Origin of the sequence: Nostoc sp., assembly GCF_036917435.1 — a bacterium.
Taxonomy (GTDB): domain Bacteria; phylum Cyanobacteriota; class Cyanobacteriia; order Cyanobacteriales; family Nostocaceae; genus Nostoc.
On record NZ_JBALDM010000026.1, the window covers coordinates 1 to 16,070 of the forward strand.

Annotated in this window: 15 protein-coding genes and 1 tRNA gene; 8 read left to right on the plus strand and 8 right to left on the minus strand. The window is 41.9% G+C overall.

The genetic code is table 11. The features are described 5' to 3' along the window. The 3 genes from V7K98_RS10620 to V7K98_RS10630 all read right to left on the minus strand — a co-directional run. Positions 1-186 (minus strand): hypothetical protein (locus tag V7K98_RS10620; protein WP_335021479.1); only part of this gene is annotated, 186 nt, incomplete at its 3' end. Next, complete coding sequence (gene mazG, locus V7K98_RS10625) at positions 176-1,000, minus strand: nucleoside triphosphate pyrophosphohydrolase (RefSeq protein ID WP_335021480.1); 825 nt, start codon at positions 998-1,000, stop codon at positions 176-178. The genes mazG and V7K98_RS10620, both read right to left, overlap by 11 nt. Positions 1,001-1,051: 51 nt before the next feature. Beyond that, a complete protein-coding gene (locus V7K98_RS10630) occupies positions 1,052-1,639 on the minus strand; it encodes a metal-binding protein (protein WP_335021482.1) in 588 nt (195 codons plus the stop codon). 119 nt (positions 1,640-1,758) lie between these two features. Here V7K98_RS10630 and V7K98_RS10635 point away from each other — a divergent pair. Further along, positions 1,759-1,831: transfer RNA gene (locus V7K98_RS10635), tRNA-Val, on the plus strand. 108 nt (positions 1,832-1,939) lie between these two features. Here the strand turns inward: V7K98_RS10635 and V7K98_RS10640 are convergent. Next, entirely contained in the window at positions 1,940-3,358 is a 1,419-nt protein-coding gene (locus tag V7K98_RS10640; RefSeq protein ID WP_335021484.1) for an IctB family putative bicarbonate transporter, read from the minus strand. 468 nt (positions 3,359-3,826) lie between these two features. Continuing rightward, on the minus strand, positions 3,827-5,380 hold the full coding sequence (locus V7K98_RS10645; protein ID WP_335021486.1) for a GAF domain-containing sensor histidine kinase: 1,554 nt from the start codon (positions 5,378-5,380) through the stop codon (positions 3,827-3,829). A gap of 553 nt (positions 5,381-5,933) precedes the next feature. On the opposite strand from V7K98_RS10645, the gene V7K98_RS10650 reads away from it, so the two are divergent. The 6 genes from V7K98_RS10650 to V7K98_RS10675 all read left to right on the plus strand — a co-directional run bounded on the left by V7K98_RS10650 (position 5,934) and on the right by V7K98_RS10675 (position 13,053). Then, the gene (locus V7K98_RS10650; RefSeq protein ID WP_335021488.1) at positions 5,934-7,106 is read left to right on the plus strand and encodes a DegT/DnrJ/EryC1/StrS family aminotransferase; all 1,173 of its coding nucleotides are present in this window, start codon (positions 5,934-5,936) and stop codon (positions 7,104-7,106) included. Between the two features lie 62 nt (positions 7,107-7,168). Beyond that, positions 7,169-8,062 (plus strand): cyanoexosortase B, encoded by an 894-nt coding sequence (gene crtB, locus V7K98_RS10655; RefSeq protein ID WP_335021490.1) that lies wholly within the window; start codon positions 7,169-7,171, stop codon positions 8,060-8,062. A gap of 19 nt (positions 8,063-8,081) precedes the next feature. Next, positions 8,082-8,207, plus strand: a complete 126-nt coding sequence (locus V7K98_RS10660; protein WP_335021492.1) for a hypothetical protein — start codon at positions 8,082-8,084, stop codon at positions 8,205-8,207. Between the two features lie 67 nt (positions 8,208-8,274). Next, positions 8,275-8,997: a cyanoexosortase B system-associated protein gene (locus V7K98_RS10665; RefSeq protein WP_335021494.1), complete on the plus strand. Its 723-nt coding sequence runs from the start codon at positions 8,275-8,277 to the stop codon at positions 8,995-8,997. 310 nt (positions 8,998-9,307) lie between these two features. Next, complete coding sequence (locus V7K98_RS10670) at positions 9,308-10,666, plus strand: polysaccharide biosynthesis/export family protein (RefSeq protein ID WP_335021496.1); 1,359 nt, start codon at positions 9,308-9,310, stop codon at positions 10,664-10,666. A 212-nt stretch (positions 10,667-10,878) separates the two neighbouring features. Further along, on the plus strand, positions 10,879-13,053 hold the full coding sequence (locus V7K98_RS10675; protein WP_335021498.1) for a GumC family protein: 2,175 nt from the start codon (positions 10,879-10,881) through the stop codon (positions 13,051-13,053). Positions 13,054-13,165: 112 nt separating this feature from the next. Here the strand turns inward: V7K98_RS10675 and V7K98_RS10680 are convergent, their stop codons facing one another. From V7K98_RS10680 to V7K98_RS10690, 3 genes are all read right to left on the minus strand, one after another. Continuing rightward, positions 13,166-13,837, minus strand: a complete 672-nt coding sequence (locus V7K98_RS10680; protein ID WP_335021540.1) for a rhomboid family intramembrane serine protease — start codon at positions 13,835-13,837, stop codon at positions 13,166-13,168. 114 nt (positions 13,838-13,951) lie between these two features. Beyond that, positions 13,952-14,665: a rhomboid family intramembrane serine protease gene (locus V7K98_RS10685; protein ID WP_335021500.1), complete on the minus strand. Its 714-nt coding sequence runs from the start codon at positions 14,663-14,665 to the stop codon at positions 13,952-13,954. Positions 14,666-14,796: 131 nt separating this feature from the next. After that, positions 14,797-15,276 carry an MEKHLA domain-containing protein gene (locus V7K98_RS10690; RefSeq protein ID WP_335021502.1) on the minus strand — a complete coding sequence of 160 codons (480 nt, stop codon included), beginning with the start codon at positions 15,274-15,276 and terminating at the stop codon, positions 14,797-14,799. Positions 15,277-15,433: 157 nt separating this feature from the next. Here V7K98_RS10690 and V7K98_RS10695 point away from each other — a divergent pair, with 157 nt between their 5' ends. Next, positions 15,434-16,054 (plus strand): tetratricopeptide repeat protein, encoded by a 621-nt coding sequence (locus V7K98_RS10695; RefSeq protein WP_335021504.1) that lies wholly within the window; start codon positions 15,434-15,436, stop codon positions 16,052-16,054. The last annotated feature ends 16 nt before the right edge of the window (positions 16,055-16,070 follow it).

A 16,070-nucleotide genomic window follows, 5' to 3' on the forward strand; every position in this document is an offset into this window, starting at 1 on the left:
AATTGGGAATTGGGAATTGGGAATTGGGAATTGGGAATTGGGAATTGGGAATTGGGAATTGGGAATTGGGAATTGGGAATTGGGAATTGGGAATGCGGAAGAGACAAGGAAGAAACTTGTTAAATAATTCCCCTCATCTCCCTCATCTCCCTCATCTCCCCCTACTCCCCACTCCCTACTCCCCACTCCCTACTTTCCCAAGTTCGGCTTTTGCCTGTTTCCACAATTTTTCTAACTCATCCAAACTGTACTCAGAAAGGGGGCGATCGACAGCTGCCTCCATTTTTTCTAATCGCTGCACAAATCGCTGATTAGTGCCTTGCAAACCAGCGCTGGGATCGAGATTATGCCAACGCGCTAGTTGAATAACCGCAAACAGTAAATCACCTAATTCTGCTTGTTGTCGTTCGGGTGTTTCCTCAGCTAAAGCCTGTTGAAACTCCCCTAACTCTTCATGAAACTTATCCCAAACGCCCTGAATATTTTCCCATTCAAACCCAATAGCCGCCGCCTTTTGAGAAATCTTCATCGCCGCCGTCATTGGGGGAAGAGTGCGCCCATAACGACCGAGTTTAGCACTAAATTTTTGCGCCTCCGGGGATGCTTCACCTTTTTCCGCAGCTTTAATTTGTTCCCAATTTTGCCGCACCTCATCCACACTTGTCACCGACACATCACCAAAGACATGAGGATGACGGCGAATCAACTTTTGGGAAATCCCCTGAGTTATTTCTTTGAGGGAAAATTGCCCAGATTCGCTAGCAATTTGGGCTTGCAATACTACCTGTAATAATAAATCGCCTAACTCTTCTGCGATCGCACTTTTATCTCCACTTTTAATTGCATCCACCACCTCATAAGCTTCCTCAATCACATAAGGAGTCAGCGTTTCGGCAGTTTGTGCCAAATCCCACGGACAACCCCCATCAGGCGATCGCAATTTTGCCACCACCTCAATCAACTCCTGTAACGCCGCCAAACTCTCATTTTGATTTTCCATACCTCTCCGTACCTCTGCGCTTCCCTTTGCGTCCCTTTGCGTTTAAAAAAATTATTTCTTCAATCTCGACCGACGATCGCCACTCCTCACTTTACGCTTCTTCACTTTGCCACTAGGAAGCAACCCCCGAACCCCTTGTTTTTGAAAGCGCTTGTATGCCGAACCACTCCAATCGCTGAGAGAATGACTCATTGCACCAAGTTCCAACCCCAAAAACAAAGCGATATATTCAGTATGGTATTGCAGCAGCGATCGCCCCACAGTTCCCCCCAAATCTTGCCAAGTAAAACTCAGATTCCCTAGCTTTTGGGCGATCGCCAAAACAAAAATTGCCAAGATAGCTAGCAAACTCCCCAAATAAAGTATCCGCAGAATCGTACCAATAATCGGCCCGTGGGATAAAAAAGAACGATGCCGCAGACTTTTTTGATAAGGTAGCCAAATCCAGCGCAAGAAACCCCAGCGTTGAAATTGCACAGAGTAAATATCCAAATCGGGGCCAAACATTAGCCCCCCAAATAAAAACCCGCCTGCAACCAACAAAGTCGCATTGCTACTGCGAGTCTGCCACAAAGTAATGCCCGCCACGAACGGCAGAGCATACATAGTAATGCGATCGTGCGTCCGACCAGAGGGCATCCTAAATCCTAAGTGCTGAATAACTGAATACTGAGCCAGTATAAGAGAAAAAAAGATTTTCCCAAAACTACTAGCGCAAGCCGAAATAGTCTGCTATATTAGTTAAGGATTGGTCGAAAGGGCGGTTAGCTCAGTTGGTAGAGCGCCTGCCTTACAAGCAGGACGTCATCAGTTCGAGTCTGGTACTGCCCACTAAGTAAAAAAGGCTAGAGACAACTTAAATGTTGTTTCTAGCCTTTTTAAGTGCGTTCAAAAGTTGTCAGTTGTTCATTAGAAAAACAACTGACACATTAACTTAAGTTAGTTTAATGCTGGCTCAGGGTTAAATGAATTTGTCTGATTTTGAGCTAAAGGTTTCCAGTAGCTGGCAATTAAAGCAACTATCAGCCACCAGAGGGTATTAACTTCAGGACGATACCAGACAGTATCTACAGTACCGTGAGCTAACATACCCAACAAAATAGCGATCGCTCCAATCAACCAAAATCCCTCTCCACTTCTGAGTTGTCGCAATCGTCGCACTTGCAAAAGTGCCGTGTTAAATGTGACAATTATCAGCCAGAGAAAGCAGGCTAAACCAACAAAGCCAGTTTCTACAGTCACTTCAAACAAAATCGAATAAGCGCTCAAAGCAGTGTAACGAGGGCGTTGGTAGAAAGGATAAACTTTATTAAAAGAGCCGTGACCAGGGCCAATGCCAAAAATCGGGCGATCGCGAATCATCTCAAAGACAGCATCCCACACATTTCGGCGAAAATTATTACTGCTATCTTTGCGATCGAGAAAAATACTCAAGACTCGCAGGCGGACTGGCTCTACAAATATTACTGCTAACAGCAATACCCCAATCAAACCTCCCAAGATAATGGGCAGTGACCAAGTACGCCAAAAAGGAGGCATTTCCACACTTTTCCAATAAACTAGCAATGCCATCACCGCCAAAACTGCTACCACTAGTCCAATCCAACCACCACGACTAAAAGTTAGGATCAGGCAGGCAGTATTGACAATTAGCATTGTTAATGCTAAGGCTTTTTTAAGCCAGCTTTGCCATGCAAAAATTGCCACTAAGCTAAAAATTACTGCTGGTAAGAGGTATCCAGCCAATAAGTTAGGATTGCCTAAATAACTGTAGACTCTTGTAGTCTTAGACAGAGGAGATTCAGGATCAACCCAAGTTGCCAGTGCTGTGGCTCCAAAAAACCATTGCCGCAATCCATAGACACTGACAATTAACGATACATGCAGATAAAGAACGATAATCCAAGACCGGAGGCGAGGCGACCTTAATACCCTGGCACAAAGGGCAAATAGGAGCAAATATAAGGTTAACGTTCCCAAGTCGTTAACTGCCGCCTTTTTCACTGGTGATAATGCTGTTGCGATTAGAGCAATTCCCCAGTAAAGCAATACCAGTAAGTGAATGGGAGTGACTGACGAGACATTTGCTGGTGTGACTTCATCAGATAAAGTCAACAACAGCCAAAATCCCACACAAGCCACCAGCAAAAAACCTACCAACGTACTCGAAGCAAAAGGCGCAAGGGCATATATTAAGCTGAGTAAAGCAGCTGCGATCGCATCTCCCCACTGCATTAAGATGCTGGTTTGCCGCCAAGAACTTAGCAGTCCGACCAGATAACGGTGTACGTAACTGCTAGCAAGATATTCTTTGAGCGGTAAAGATGATAAAGTAAATCGTTGCCAGACTAAATTCATAAAAAACATTGCGATCAATTAGCCTGCCGACGCAGAACTTGGAATTGATCATAATGCCTATGGACATAAAAAGGTAATAACGGAGTATTTAATATCTCGTAATGGCATTCTTATTCTTAGCCATCAGCCACTACCTTTAATTTAGCCAATATCAAATTAAGATAGCCCTTCATATACTTAGTTCTCAACAAACAATAGTAGTCCGCTTTGATTTCTAAATTTATTTGTCTAGGTACGTAAGAGGTAATAGGTAAAAGGCAACAAAAAATCAAATATGAGTCCTAAAGTAAGTCAGCGTTAAAAAATCAAGCTATGTCACGAAATGTAAAATTAGCGAATAGCTAAGAAATTGGTCATTCCATAGTTTTTACAAAACTAAATATACATGGGTTTTATCGTGCCGACTTACTTAATTAGATGAAAATACCTCTTTCCCAATCGCCAATCCTCAATCCCCAATCCCCAAGATTAGACATTGTTAATTGCTTGTGAGGTCGTCGCCAGTTGCAGTGGCAAAGAAAGCACATAACGATATCCTGATTCTGGTGAACCTTGAATCAAAATTTGTCCCCTGTGCAACTCTGCCAATTGGCAACTTAGCAATAGACCCAAACTTTCACGAGAAAGACTTCCATTTGATTTAGCTAAATTTATACCTGAACTAGCAGCAAAGAAATTTGAATGGGCATCACTCAAGTTTTTTGAATTATCTACTGCTACTGATGAAGTATCTAGTTGCTTCTGGTTTTCTGTATGAGAATTGTAAGTTCCTACTTCGCCTGTCAACTCCAGCAGCGACAAAGAATTGAGACGGAAATACGGATCAACCTCAGTTATGCCATCTCCCAACCAAGGATGAGAAACCCAAATAGTAATATTGAGCGTATCTTCCTTGTACGAGACATGAATGCGAACAACGCTACCTGTAGCCGAAAGTTGAATCACACTGAAAACCAGGTGATAAAGGATTTGCCGCACCTTGTCTTTATCTAAAGGCCAAATGCGATTGCGCCCTGGTTCTATAGAGAGGCGAATATCTTGCTCACGGCGATTAGCGACTTCTTCTAGGGTATTGATAGCTTGTTGGCATAGCATTTCGATATCCACAGGAGCGAGATTTAGGATAGTTGAATTGTCATCCATCGTTCCTAGTTCGGTAATTTCGTTTACTAGGGAAAGTAAGTACCGACCACTGTGTTGGATAATTTCCAAATATTCTCTCTGCTTAGTCGTTAAAGGCCCATAAATCTCACGTCCTAAAACACTAGCCATACCGAGTACAGATGTTAAAGGCGTGCGTAACTCCTGAGTTAGCTGACCCAAAAGTTCCAACTGAAGTTGCTTGGTAGAAATGGAGTCGCTATCTTTAGTGGGTGCGGGAATTTTAATCTCAGTATTGCGTTCCTCATTGAGTGAAAATATAGGAGGTACTGTAGGACTACTCGATTCGAGTTTTCCTTGCAAGAGTCGGTTACGCTCAAATTCACTCATGCTCCAACGAGCGATGATTTGTAAAAACTCAATGTCTCTGGTTGTAAAATTGCGCGGCACTAAATCCATCACTGCCAATGCACCTAAACAATTTCCCTCAGCATCAATCAGTGGCGCTCCTAAGTAAGCACGAATACCATAATCCTGCACCAACTTGCTGCTTGCAAGTACTGGATCTGTAAGTTTTTGTGTATCATTAATTACAAATATTTGAAGACTCTCTACTACCTGAGTGCAGAACGATTCCCTACGTGAGAGTTGGCGGCTTTGTGCCAAATGATTCATTAATCCCAGCCTAGATAAGCCTACCGATGACTTGAACCAGTGACGCTCTTGATCCACAAATCCCAATATGGAAATTGGTGCTTCCAAAAAGTGGGCAGCAGTCTGTGTGGCTTCTTCAAAAACCGGAATCGTTTCTGGTTGCCGCAAACCTAAATCGGACAAAGCTTTGAGGCGTTGTTGTTCTCTTGATTCATGAGAATCCCAACCATCCTTTAGGGCAAATAATTTGTTTTCAGGCTCTATCATTGCCACTGCTACCTTAATAATTTCTCGATAATGTGAATTGATATAATCCCTATTTCTGGGTTATCAATTGCTATTTTTAAGCATTCCCTAATTTTGCCTCTGACAAACAAATTTGGGGCAAAAATTTTTATTCCTTAGATTAAACTCGGCGATGCGGTATCCACAACTTACTTGTTACTGGTGCTGAATATTCTTTATTTAGCACTAGTGTAGTCTTTATGGCTTGGGATTTTACAGGCAGACTGCGTTAGATTTTGATTCAGCCAGGGTAAGCTAATGCTAAGGATACAATACAAAGGGGTTGTTATTCTTTATGTATGCAAGGAAAAATTATCACTGGCTTGGTCAAAGTATATTCACTGGGAAATATTATATATGTGTGACTTTTATAGCAATAATTACTCATGACAGCTAGGACTAATGGCTGACAATCCTAGATAGTTTATATAAGTCTCGATCCAATAGATTGAACCTATTACAATTTCATCCTGAAAATTGTGTAGACTTTTTTATTTTTTCCATCTGAAGAAAAATTTTTTGAGGACAACTAGTAATGAATAAAATCGCTGTTAGAGTTCCTTTTGTAGACCTGAAGTTACAGCATGAACCAATTCAAACGCAATTACAAGATGCAATCCAATCTGTATTGGAACAGGGAGATTTTATTTTAGGGCAAGCACTATCAGATTTTGAAGTAGCATTTGCGGCAGTATCAGGGGCAGCTTATGGGGTTGGTGTTGCATCAGGAACAGATGCGATCGCTCTCGGATTGCAAGCGTGTAATATTGGGGCTGGCGATGAGGTGATTTTACCAGCAAACACCTTTGTCGCTACCTTAATTGGGGTTATCCGTGCTGGCGCGAAGCCAATTCTGGTAGATTGCGATCGCCAAACAGCTTTAATTGATTTAGAGGCCGCAGCAAAAGCAATTACACCTCAGACTAAAGCAATTATCCCTGTACATCTCTATGGTCAAATGGTATCGCCACGCGAACTAATAAACCTTGCTGATACCTACAAACTACTAATTTTTGAAGATGCTGCCCAAGCGCACCTCGCCCAAAGAGACGGATATTATGCTGGTTCTGTAGGAATAGCAGCAGCTTTTAGTTTCTATCCCAGCAAAAATTTGGGAGCATTTGGGGATGGGGGAATGCTGCTGACACGAGATGCAGATGTAGCCCAGAAGATGGTGCGCTTGCGAAATTATGGTGCATCACAAAAGTATTTTCATACTGAATCAGGTACAAATAGCCGCTTGGATACTTTACAAGCAGCAGTTTTGCACAAAAAATTACCACATTTGCCACAGTGGAATCGCGATCGCTTGACTATTGCCCAGCAGTATGATTCAGAACTAGCACCCTTTGCAACTACCGGGATTATCCCCATAGAAAACCAAAGTGATACAGGACACGTTTATCATCTTTATGTGATTAAAGTTGATGAGTCTTGCCCAATAGAACGCCAGGAACTCCAGGAAAAACTGACAGCAGTAGGAATTCAAACTGGTATTCACTACCCAATTCCTTGTCATCTCCAACCGGCATTCACCAACTTAGGCTATCAGCCTGGAGATTTTCCCCAAGCCGAAAAACTGTCACAGCAAATATTATCATTACCGATGTATCCTGGATTGAGCAGTAGTCAAGTTAAAGAAGTTGTAGGTGCGATCGCTCATGTAGTCTCAACAAATTCTCGGCAGTCATTAGTCATTAGTCATTAGTCTAAAACCAATTCCCAATTCCCAATGCCCAATGCCCAATGCCCAATGACTAAATAAAAATCATGGTACTCCAGCAACAGGTTAAAAACAGAAACGCCTCAGACTTATTAAATCTAGCTATTATAGGTGTTTTGCTGCTGCTTTATGCTCCTATATTGCTACACTGGTTGGATGGTTGGCTGCACAAAAATATCAGTACAGAACACGAATATTTTAGCCACGGGATTATTGGTTTACCATTTGCGGCTTATCTAGTCTGGATGAACCGGAAAACGTGGAAACGTTTACCAGATAAAATACATCCTCTGAGCGCTGTTTTATTATTAGTAGGGGCAGTGTTTTATCTTAGCGGTGTTACAGAGTGGGTTAACCTTTCCTTGCCCGTTATTCTAGCAGGATTATGTTTGTGGTTTAAAGGAATAGCAGGTTTGCGATCGCAAGGATTCCCCTTGCTATTAGTATTTTTGGCAACCCCAACAGCAATGCCCTATCTCATTGCTCCCTATACCTTGCCTCTCCAAAGCTTCATCGCTGGTACGGCAGGTTTTATACTGAATCAATTTGGTATGAACGTAACCGTATATGAAATAAATCTCTACGTGGGAGGACGCATTGTAGAAGTTGCCCCTTATTGTGCAGGGTTGAAAATGTTGTTCACGACTCTCTACGTTGGCTTGATGCTACTTTATTGGACAGATTCTTTGTCTTCACGGCGCACAACTATATCGTTTTTATCTCTTGCTGCGATCGTTAGTACTGTGGCCAATATCATTCGTAATACTTTACTGACTTTCTTTCACGGCACAGGTAACGAAGAGGCTTTTAAATGGCTACATCAAGGTTGGGGCGGCGATCTTTACTCAGCTTGTATGCTGGTGTCATTAGTGCCCTTACTAAATTGGATTAACGACTATTTTTCAGCATCTCCAGAAATTGAGCAAGAAGCAGAAAGTTAGAAATATTGGGAATTGGGAATTGGGAATTGGGAATTGGGAATTGGGAATTGAATATAGTTATTCTCCTTGTCCCCATGCCCCATGCCCCATGCCCCATGCCCCATGCCCCATGCCCCATGCCCCATGCCCCTTAATCTACTCATAAATATTACTGAACTCATGGTGTGATTTTATGAAGTAAGATTTTGCCTAAGTATTACAAATTTTTACTGATGATTTCCTTCTCCAAGTTTTTCAAGGAAAACCAATTGAGTCAGGTAGCAATACTTTTGCTATTGCTACTACTGCTAGCAATAGGAGGGGTTCCTGGATACCTGACAGGAAAGTGGCAATGGAAACAGCCACCACCTGTTACCACCCTCAATGAATTAAAACAGATCCGTAACACTGGGTTAGCCCTTCCTGGTTGGCAAACTATTGAACAAGCAGAACAGCAAATTGGCGAACATAAATGGTCTTTGCAGATAATGAAAAAAGATGGTTCCCAATCTCAGGCAATCATGCTTTTGCTGCCGCAAAATGGGCCTATGGATCAACCAGAGGTAGAGTGGACAGATGTTAACGGCTGGGGAAGATCGCGTTGGGGAAAGTGGGATATAGCGCAATCTCGTTCTGCTGAATTTACTGTTAAACCGCCTGCAAAGTTGGCTTCTAATGTTGTAACTAAAGTACAAGCTAGGTTCTTTCGCGCTGCCACACCACAGCAAACCTTTGCAGTCTTGCAATGGTACGCAATGCCAGATGGTGGAAATGCATCACCTTTTCACTGGTTCTTCGCGGATCAATTAGCCCAGTGGCGCAAGCAACGCACTCCTTGGGTGGCCGTGAGCATTCTGATTCCAATAGAACCACTAGGGCAAGTAGAAACATCTTGGCCTTTAGCCCAGTCTATAGGGGAAACTGTACAAAGTGAATTAATGGCAGGACCTTTGTAAAGTCCGTTACATGTGTGTTTGTCCATAAATTGATCGTGAGTGTCTCTATGAATTGCATTCAGGCTGAAACTCAGCGAAAAAAAGAAAGATATTAGGAATATAAACTTATACCGAAAAGTTGTATAAAACAAGGGAATTTTGCTATTGTCTTACCGCAGCTTCAGAAAGAATTGGTATTAGAAATTAAATTTAGCCAAATTCTTCTCTTTTTCTTGGCAAATACTTGCAGATATAAGAGATATGTAGGACATTTGTAGAGTAAAATAACCACTCGGCGCGACTAATTTCTATATCAGTATTTTCTGCACCGATGTTCATAGATCCCAATTCTTATATGCGTGGATTCAGCGCCTTGTGTTTTGTCAGTCTTCAAGTAGGAGTTTTCTTAACAACACCTATCCAACTTGTTATTGCCCAGCCTTTTCCACCTCAAGGACAATCACCAAGGCAACCCCCCTCGCCTCTACCAGGTACTGAGTTTGTACCTCCAGGTGCAAATGACGAAATTTCTCCCCAACTCAGTCGCTACCTCTTAGGCCCGGGAGATGGAATTAATGTTGTACTTCAGCGTCCTCCTGGCCTATACCGCTTAGGAATAGGAGATGGAATTAGCGTTTCGGTTCAGCGCTTTCCAGATTTGAGCTTTCAAGCTTTAATCAACCCAGAAGGTAACATTGTGGTGCCGCTACTGGGAAAGGTGTCATTACAAGGTTTAACACTAGAAGAAGCTCAAGAAAAAATTCGCTTGGGTTTAAATCGTTATGTGGTTAATCCGGTAATAGTTTTAGCCTTAGCAGCACAGCGTCAAGATTTGAGCTTTCAAGCTGTAATTAGTCCAGAAGGCACCATTGTAGTGCCGCAAGTGGGAACGGTGTCATTACAAGGTTTAACATTAGAAGAAGCTCAAGAAAAAATTCGCTTGGGTTTAAGTCGCATTTTACCAGATCCAATCGTAGTAGTATCTTTGGCAGGGGCGCGACCAGTTCAAGTTACCATTAGTGGAGAAATATTTCGACCAGGAATTTATCCGATTAGTTCACCAACACCCCGTGTTGCTGATGCCTTGCTAGTATCTGGTGGTTCAACCTTGAATGCAGACCTGCGACAAATACAAGTACGTCGGAAGTTAATTGATGGTTCTGTGATTTCACAAACTATTGATTTATATGCAGCACTGCAAAATGGCGGTTCAATCCCTAATTTCCGCTTACAAGATGGAGATGCAATACTCATCCCCCGTCGTGAAGTTGGTAATGATGATGGTTACGATCGCAATTTAGTAGCACGTTCATCCTTAGCTACACCACAGATCAGAGTCCGGGTTTTAAACTACGCAGCAGGAGCTATTTCTGTTCAAGCACTGCCTAACGGTAGTACATTTGTAGATGCTTTGGGAGGAGTAAATCTTGATACTGCTAATCTTCGAGATATTGCTCTGGTTCGTTTTGATCCTGAACAAGGTAAAGCTGTCACCCAGAAACTTGATGCTAAAAAAGCTCTAGGAGGTGATGCATCTCAAAATGTGGCACTTCAAGATAATGATGTTCTTATTGTTGGTCGGAACCTCATCGGTAGAATTACTAATTTATTGACTACTATTACCCAACCCTTTTTCAATGTTCAATCTTTTCTCCGCTTTTTTGACAACTTCGGTGGTGGATCAAATTAGTAACTCTAAAAGAAGGATACAAGCTAGAAATAGTTTGGAGTGTAGGAAGCCACATATCCAAGTTATTTTTGAATTCATTAAAATATTAAAGATATCAATTGAGATATACAGTAGGAAGTTAATAGCACCCTTGCGTTGTATAAAAGCCAGTATCTTTAGTTTGGTGCTTCCTGAATTTTTAATTTTTAATTTTTAATTGGAGCGAAGCAACCATGACCCCACCAATTGTTAAGCGCTATCTTATTGCTTTTGAAAAATACAAGTGGATTGGACTAGCTAGTTTTGGTTTAGTTGTTGTGGGGTCAACGGTGGTGGCTATGCAGCCAGAGCCACCTACTAACTACATAGCATCTGCCGCACTAACCTATGCGGGGCCACCGGTTTCTTTCTCAACAACTGGTAGTCAAATCCAACAGCAAGGAAAGGAACTGAATCAAGACGTTTTATTATCAAACCAGATAATTGCGACAGTGGCAGAGAAAGTAAATCTTAAACCGAAACAACTCGGTGCAAGTATTGTGCTGACTTTACCTAAAAAAAATCCCAGAACTGGAGATTTTGAAACGAGTATTTTTGAACTTAAATATGTAGATAGCGACCCCAAACGAGCCATAGAAGTATTGGCGGAATTGATGCAATCAATGATTAAGTTGAGCAGTGACATCAATACTGGGCGATTACAAGCAATTATTCAAAAGATTAACGATCGCTTACCCCAGGCTAAACGGGAATTGCAAGTTGCTGAAAAGAAGTTGGAACAATACGATCGCATTGAGCGAACAGCAATATTGGCAGCAGAGAATGGCAGTTTGTTAAGCGCTATTACTGCCAGCCAAAATCTCCAACGCCAAATGCAATTAACTATTTCTGGGGTTGATGGGCAAGTTCGGAGTTTACAAAATAAGTTAGGCTTAACAGTGGGACAAGCTTATGTTTCTTCTGCTTTGAGTGCCGATCCAATTATTGGGAACTTACGAGCGCAAATTTATCAAAGTGAGGCGCAAATTGCTGTACTCAGAAAAGATTTGCGACCAGAACACCCAACCATGATTCAGTTGCAGCGTCAGAAACAAGCGGCTGAAGAATTGCTGCGACAACGAGCATCTGAGGTATTAGGTGGTGATGGGGCGGCGGCTCCACTTCAGGGTAGTGTTGCAGGGATTCGCACCCAAAGTAGCTTAGATCCTGCCCGCCAGCAATTGGCAAACCAAATGGTGTCTTTGCAAACCCAACGAGAGACACTGCAACAACAGCTAGTTCAAGAAATCCAACAAGAAGCACGACTACGGCAAGAGTATTCTCTGATACCCAATAAACAATTAGAGCGATCGCGTTTAGAACAAGAGGTTGGACTCAAAAAAGCCATCTATGACCAAATGCAGGTGAAGCTAACCGATGCTAAAACCGCAGAGGCAGAAACTACCAGTAGCCTCAGCATTGCCAGACGGCCCACAGCAGCTGCCGACACCAAACCCCCTAAGAGTGTACCTATCACCCTTGCTGTGGGCGGTTTCTTGGGTATGTTAATTGGTGGCGGGGTGATATTTTTACTGGGATCGCTGGAAGGGACTTTCAAAACCAGAGAGGACATCCGCGAAAGCCTCAAGCAACGGGAAGTGGCAGTGTTGGGAGAATTGCCTTTAATGCCAGTTGATGATTTGCCTCAAGATGCAGTACCAGTCATACTTTCCGCCGATTCTCCTTACTTAGAGTTTTATGAGAAGTTCCGCAGTAATCTGCGCCGAATTGGTGGTAAAAATTTAAAAGTGGTGTTGATTACTAGCACCAGTAGCTTAGAGGGTAAGACGGCAAGTGCTTATAACTTGGGTATAGCTTCTGCCCGGGCTGGCAAAAGAACCTTGATTATCGAAACAGATTTGCGATCGCCTTCTCGTTGTACATCTCTGAATGTAATTCCTGATCCCGAAGCCACAATTGAACCCCTACGTTATTACGCTAATTTAAGTGAGTGTATCCGTTTAGTTCCTGATGTAGAAAATTTATATATTCTTCCCAGCCCTGGCCCTGTGCGGCAATCTGCTGCTATCCTTGAATCTAGTGAAATACGGCGGTTGATGGAAGATGTGCGCGAACGTTTTGATTTAGTTATCTTAGATACTAGTCCTCTCAGCATATCTAATGACCCTTTATTAATCCAACCCTACAGTGATGGAATCGTATTAGTGGCGCGACCACACTATACACAAGAAAATATGCTAGGTGAAGCGATCGATCAATTAGTGGAAGCTGAACTGGGGTTATTAGGAGCAATTATCAATGGTGCTGATATTATAGTTTCTGTACCTGAACAAGTTGTAGAATCACCAATATTTACATCTGAGGTAGAAGAATCCGAAGGAGTTTCGGCGAGTGCCAACAAAAACTAATAGTTTCTTAATAAGGAAATTTCAATGCTTCGCCTTCCTATAGGATAGGTAGGCAGAGGAATACGCAGAGGTTTGATAGATTCGCTATGAATTTATTTAGAAAATGCTGTACTTAGTCCTGCCTAAATAACCCAAAGAGGGGAGCGAGAATTATCCCAAAAACAAAACCACCAATGTGCGCCCAATAAGCAACTCCACCAGTTTGCACAGTCATATTAGCGGCTGCTTGCAGGGTAGAAAGACCGGAGATTACATTCTGCACAAAGAAAAGTCCAATTATTACTAATGCTGGAATTCTGATTGTGGTGATAAAAAACCCCAAAAAAACTAAGGTCATGACTTTAGCCTGTGGAAAGCGGATAATATATGCACCCAAAACCCCAGAAATAGCGCCACTTGCCCCCAAGGAAGGAATCTCAGAATTCATGCCAATAAACCATTGGCACAAAGCAGCTAAAGCACCACATACCAAATAAAAAATCAGATATTTGGCATGACCTAATCGATCTTCGATATTGTTGCCAAAAACCCAGAGAAACAACATATTTGAGATTAAGTGCCACCAACCACCGTGTAAAAATTGTGAAGTAAATAATGTTATCCACTCTCCACTCAAGTTGGTGGTTAATTCTTGAGGCACTACCGCATACTGATTTAGAAACTGACTCAATTGTGCATTTGACAGACTCACCTCGTGAATAAAAACCATAATATTCATGCCAATTAACCCGTAGGTGAAATACGGGGTGATTCGGGTCGGATTTTCGTCGTACAGGGGAAACACAGGTGTTTTTCCTAAATTATTGACTAATTGCAATATAGCTTGTATGGCTGGCAGTTGCGAAGCTTAGGCAATTTCACTTATTCAATCAGTCAGTATAATTGAGGGGTACTAAGATTACCAAGATTCTTCCTGGGATTTATCGCTAAATAAACCCAATAGTGGGCCGAGAATTGCCCCAAAGATAAACCCGCCAGCATGTGCCCAGTAAGCAATACCGCCGCCTTCCATACCGATATTGGTAGGTGTTTCCAGACTAGCTAGCCCGTAGAAGGCTTGTTCGAGAAACCAGAATCCTAAAAAGAAATATGCCGGCACGCGGAAAGTCGGGAAGAAAATCCCTAAAGGGACTACGCCGAGAACTTCAACGTTGGGAAAGCGGAGAATGTACGCTCCTAAAATACCTGCGATCGCACCGCTTGCACCCAAAGAAGGAATGCTAGAATCTTGAGCGAAGAACCATTGTGTCAATGATGCCAAAACTCCGCAAGTTAAATAAAACAGTAAATATTTGGCATGACCTAACTTATCTTCAACGTTGTTACCAAAAATCCAGAGAAACAACATATTGCCGCCTAAGTGCAACAATCCCCCATGTAAAAATTGGGAAGTAATCAAAGTTGCCCACTCTGGTACTGGTTGATGTAGAGACATACCACCAAAGCTTAAAGTCAGTTCTCGTGGAACTACAGCCGCAAGGTGTAAAAATCCATTTAATGCTTGTGGGGGAAGACTTGCTTCATAAAGAAAAGCGAGGACGTTGGCAACAATCAGTCCATAAGTTACATAAGGCGTGATTTTTGTCGGATTATTATCGCTAATTGGAACCACGGGCGTTTTTCCTGATTTTAAGACAGCAATTCTACAATACTGAATCCTGTAAGTAGTTTCTTCTACCTCATGGATGGATCTCAGTTTGATATTTGAGATTTGTTATAGAATTGGCACTGAAGCAGTAAGCTTCATACGATAAATTTCCAGTTAGAGAAGAAAGCAGCTTGACCACATTGCTGATTTTGTTCGTCTAAAACGTTCCATAGAATAGTATCTTCTATATAAAAACGTTTACCAGTACTAGAAGTACGAATACCGGAATAATTCTTGATAAAGCCTTTAGTTGCTGCTTCTGATAATAGGCGATCGCGTTCTTCTTGCAGAACTTCTTCAGCAGATTTCCGAGAAGGCATTCTAGTAAATTCTTCCCAAGAAAGCTGCCATAATTCCAATGCTTTGCGATTACCATAGTTGAAAATTGGATCTGACTCAGTGCCGTGAGAAACTAAGGCAAAAGCTGATTCAAATAATATCTGTGCTATTTTTTGGGGTACACCATTTACATCTAACAAAGAATTTCCCGTCCAATGCTGAAAACTGTTTACTAGGCGCTGACTATGGCGAATAATAGCCTCTTCCTGCCAAGGAAATTCGATAATGCTGGTCATGATAAAATGAATACATAGCATCAAAATTATGACATAAAATAGTTTTTTTAAAGTTAACGCTTCAGGAAATCAGAAACGCCTAATATTTGGAAGATTGACGTACTCTCCCCAAAGCTGAAAATATGTTAGTTAATTCTCTATATAGGCTTGGTAAATCATGTTTTTTTCAAATTCTCTAGAAAATCAACTCCAGCGCTGGAACGAAACCATCCACAATCAGCCGAAAAACCCTAATGCTTATGTTCGTCGGGGTATGGTAAACTTTCAGCTTACCAAGATTGATGAATCTATTCAAGATTTTGACATGGCCGAGCAATTAGATGCCAGTATTAAACCTTACCTCTGGCAACGGGGATTATCGTACTATTATGCAGAAAGATTTGCTGAAGGCGCTCAACAATTTGAAATAGATTTGACAGTGAATGCTCAAGATGTAGAAGAGACAGTATGGCGATATCTCTGCATAGCTCGTTCGTTAGGTGTTGAAGAGGCACGTAATTCTTTACTAACTGTGAAAAATGACCCTCGACGCATCATGCAGCGCGTATATGATTTTTATGCGGGAAATTGTATACCAGATGATGTTTTAACTGTGGGTCAATCAGAAGGGATAAAGGGAAATTTTTACAGTCATCTTTACTTGGGATTATATTACGAAGTTGAGAATAATCTTGATTTGGCTCAGGAATATATAGTTAAAGCTGTTGATAATTACAAAATTGATGATTATATGTGGTATCTGGCGCAGGTACATAAAAATCTGCGAGGATGGCGATAGTCTATAGACTAATGTC

Coding starts and splice junctions, on each gene's coding strand:
- V7K98_RS10630 (WP_335021482.1), bottom strand. CDS start 1,639: ATGCCCTCTGGTCGGACGCACGATCGCATTACTATGTATGCTCTGCCG.
- V7K98_RS10665 (WP_335021494.1), top strand. CDS start 8,275: ATGATTTCCTTCTCCAAGTTTTTCAAGGAAAACCAATTGAGTCAGGTA.
- V7K98_RS10650 (WP_335021488.1), top strand. CDS start 5,934: ATGAATAAAATCGCTGTTAGAGTTCCTTTTGTAGACCTGAAGTTACAG.
- mazG (WP_335021480.1), bottom strand. CDS start 1,000: ATGGAAAATCAAAATGAGAGTTTGGCGGCGTTACAGGAGTTGATTGAG.
- V7K98_RS10690 (WP_335021502.1), bottom strand. CDS start 15,276: ATGACCAGCATTATCGAATTTCCTTGGCAGGAAGAGGCTATTATTCGC.
- V7K98_RS10645 (WP_335021486.1), bottom strand. CDS start 5,380: ATGATAGAGCCTGAAAACAAATTATTTGCCCTAAAGGATGGTTGGGAT.
- crtB (WP_335021490.1), top strand. CDS start 7,169: ATGGTACTCCAGCAACAGGTTAAAAACAGAAACGCCTCAGACTTATTA.
- V7K98_RS10670 (WP_335021496.1), top strand. CDS start 9,308: ATGTTCATAGATCCCAATTCTTATATGCGTGGATTCAGCGCCTTGTGT.
- V7K98_RS10640 (WP_335021484.1), bottom strand. CDS start 3,358: ATGAATTTAGTCTGGCAACGATTTACTTTATCATCTTTACCGCTCAAA.
- V7K98_RS10695 (WP_335021504.1), top strand. CDS start 15,434: ATGTTTTTTTCAAATTCTCTAGAAAATCAACTCCAGCGCTGGAACGAA.
- V7K98_RS10675 (WP_335021498.1), top strand. CDS start 10,879: ATGACCCCACCAATTGTTAAGCGCTATCTTATTGCTTTTGAAAAATAC.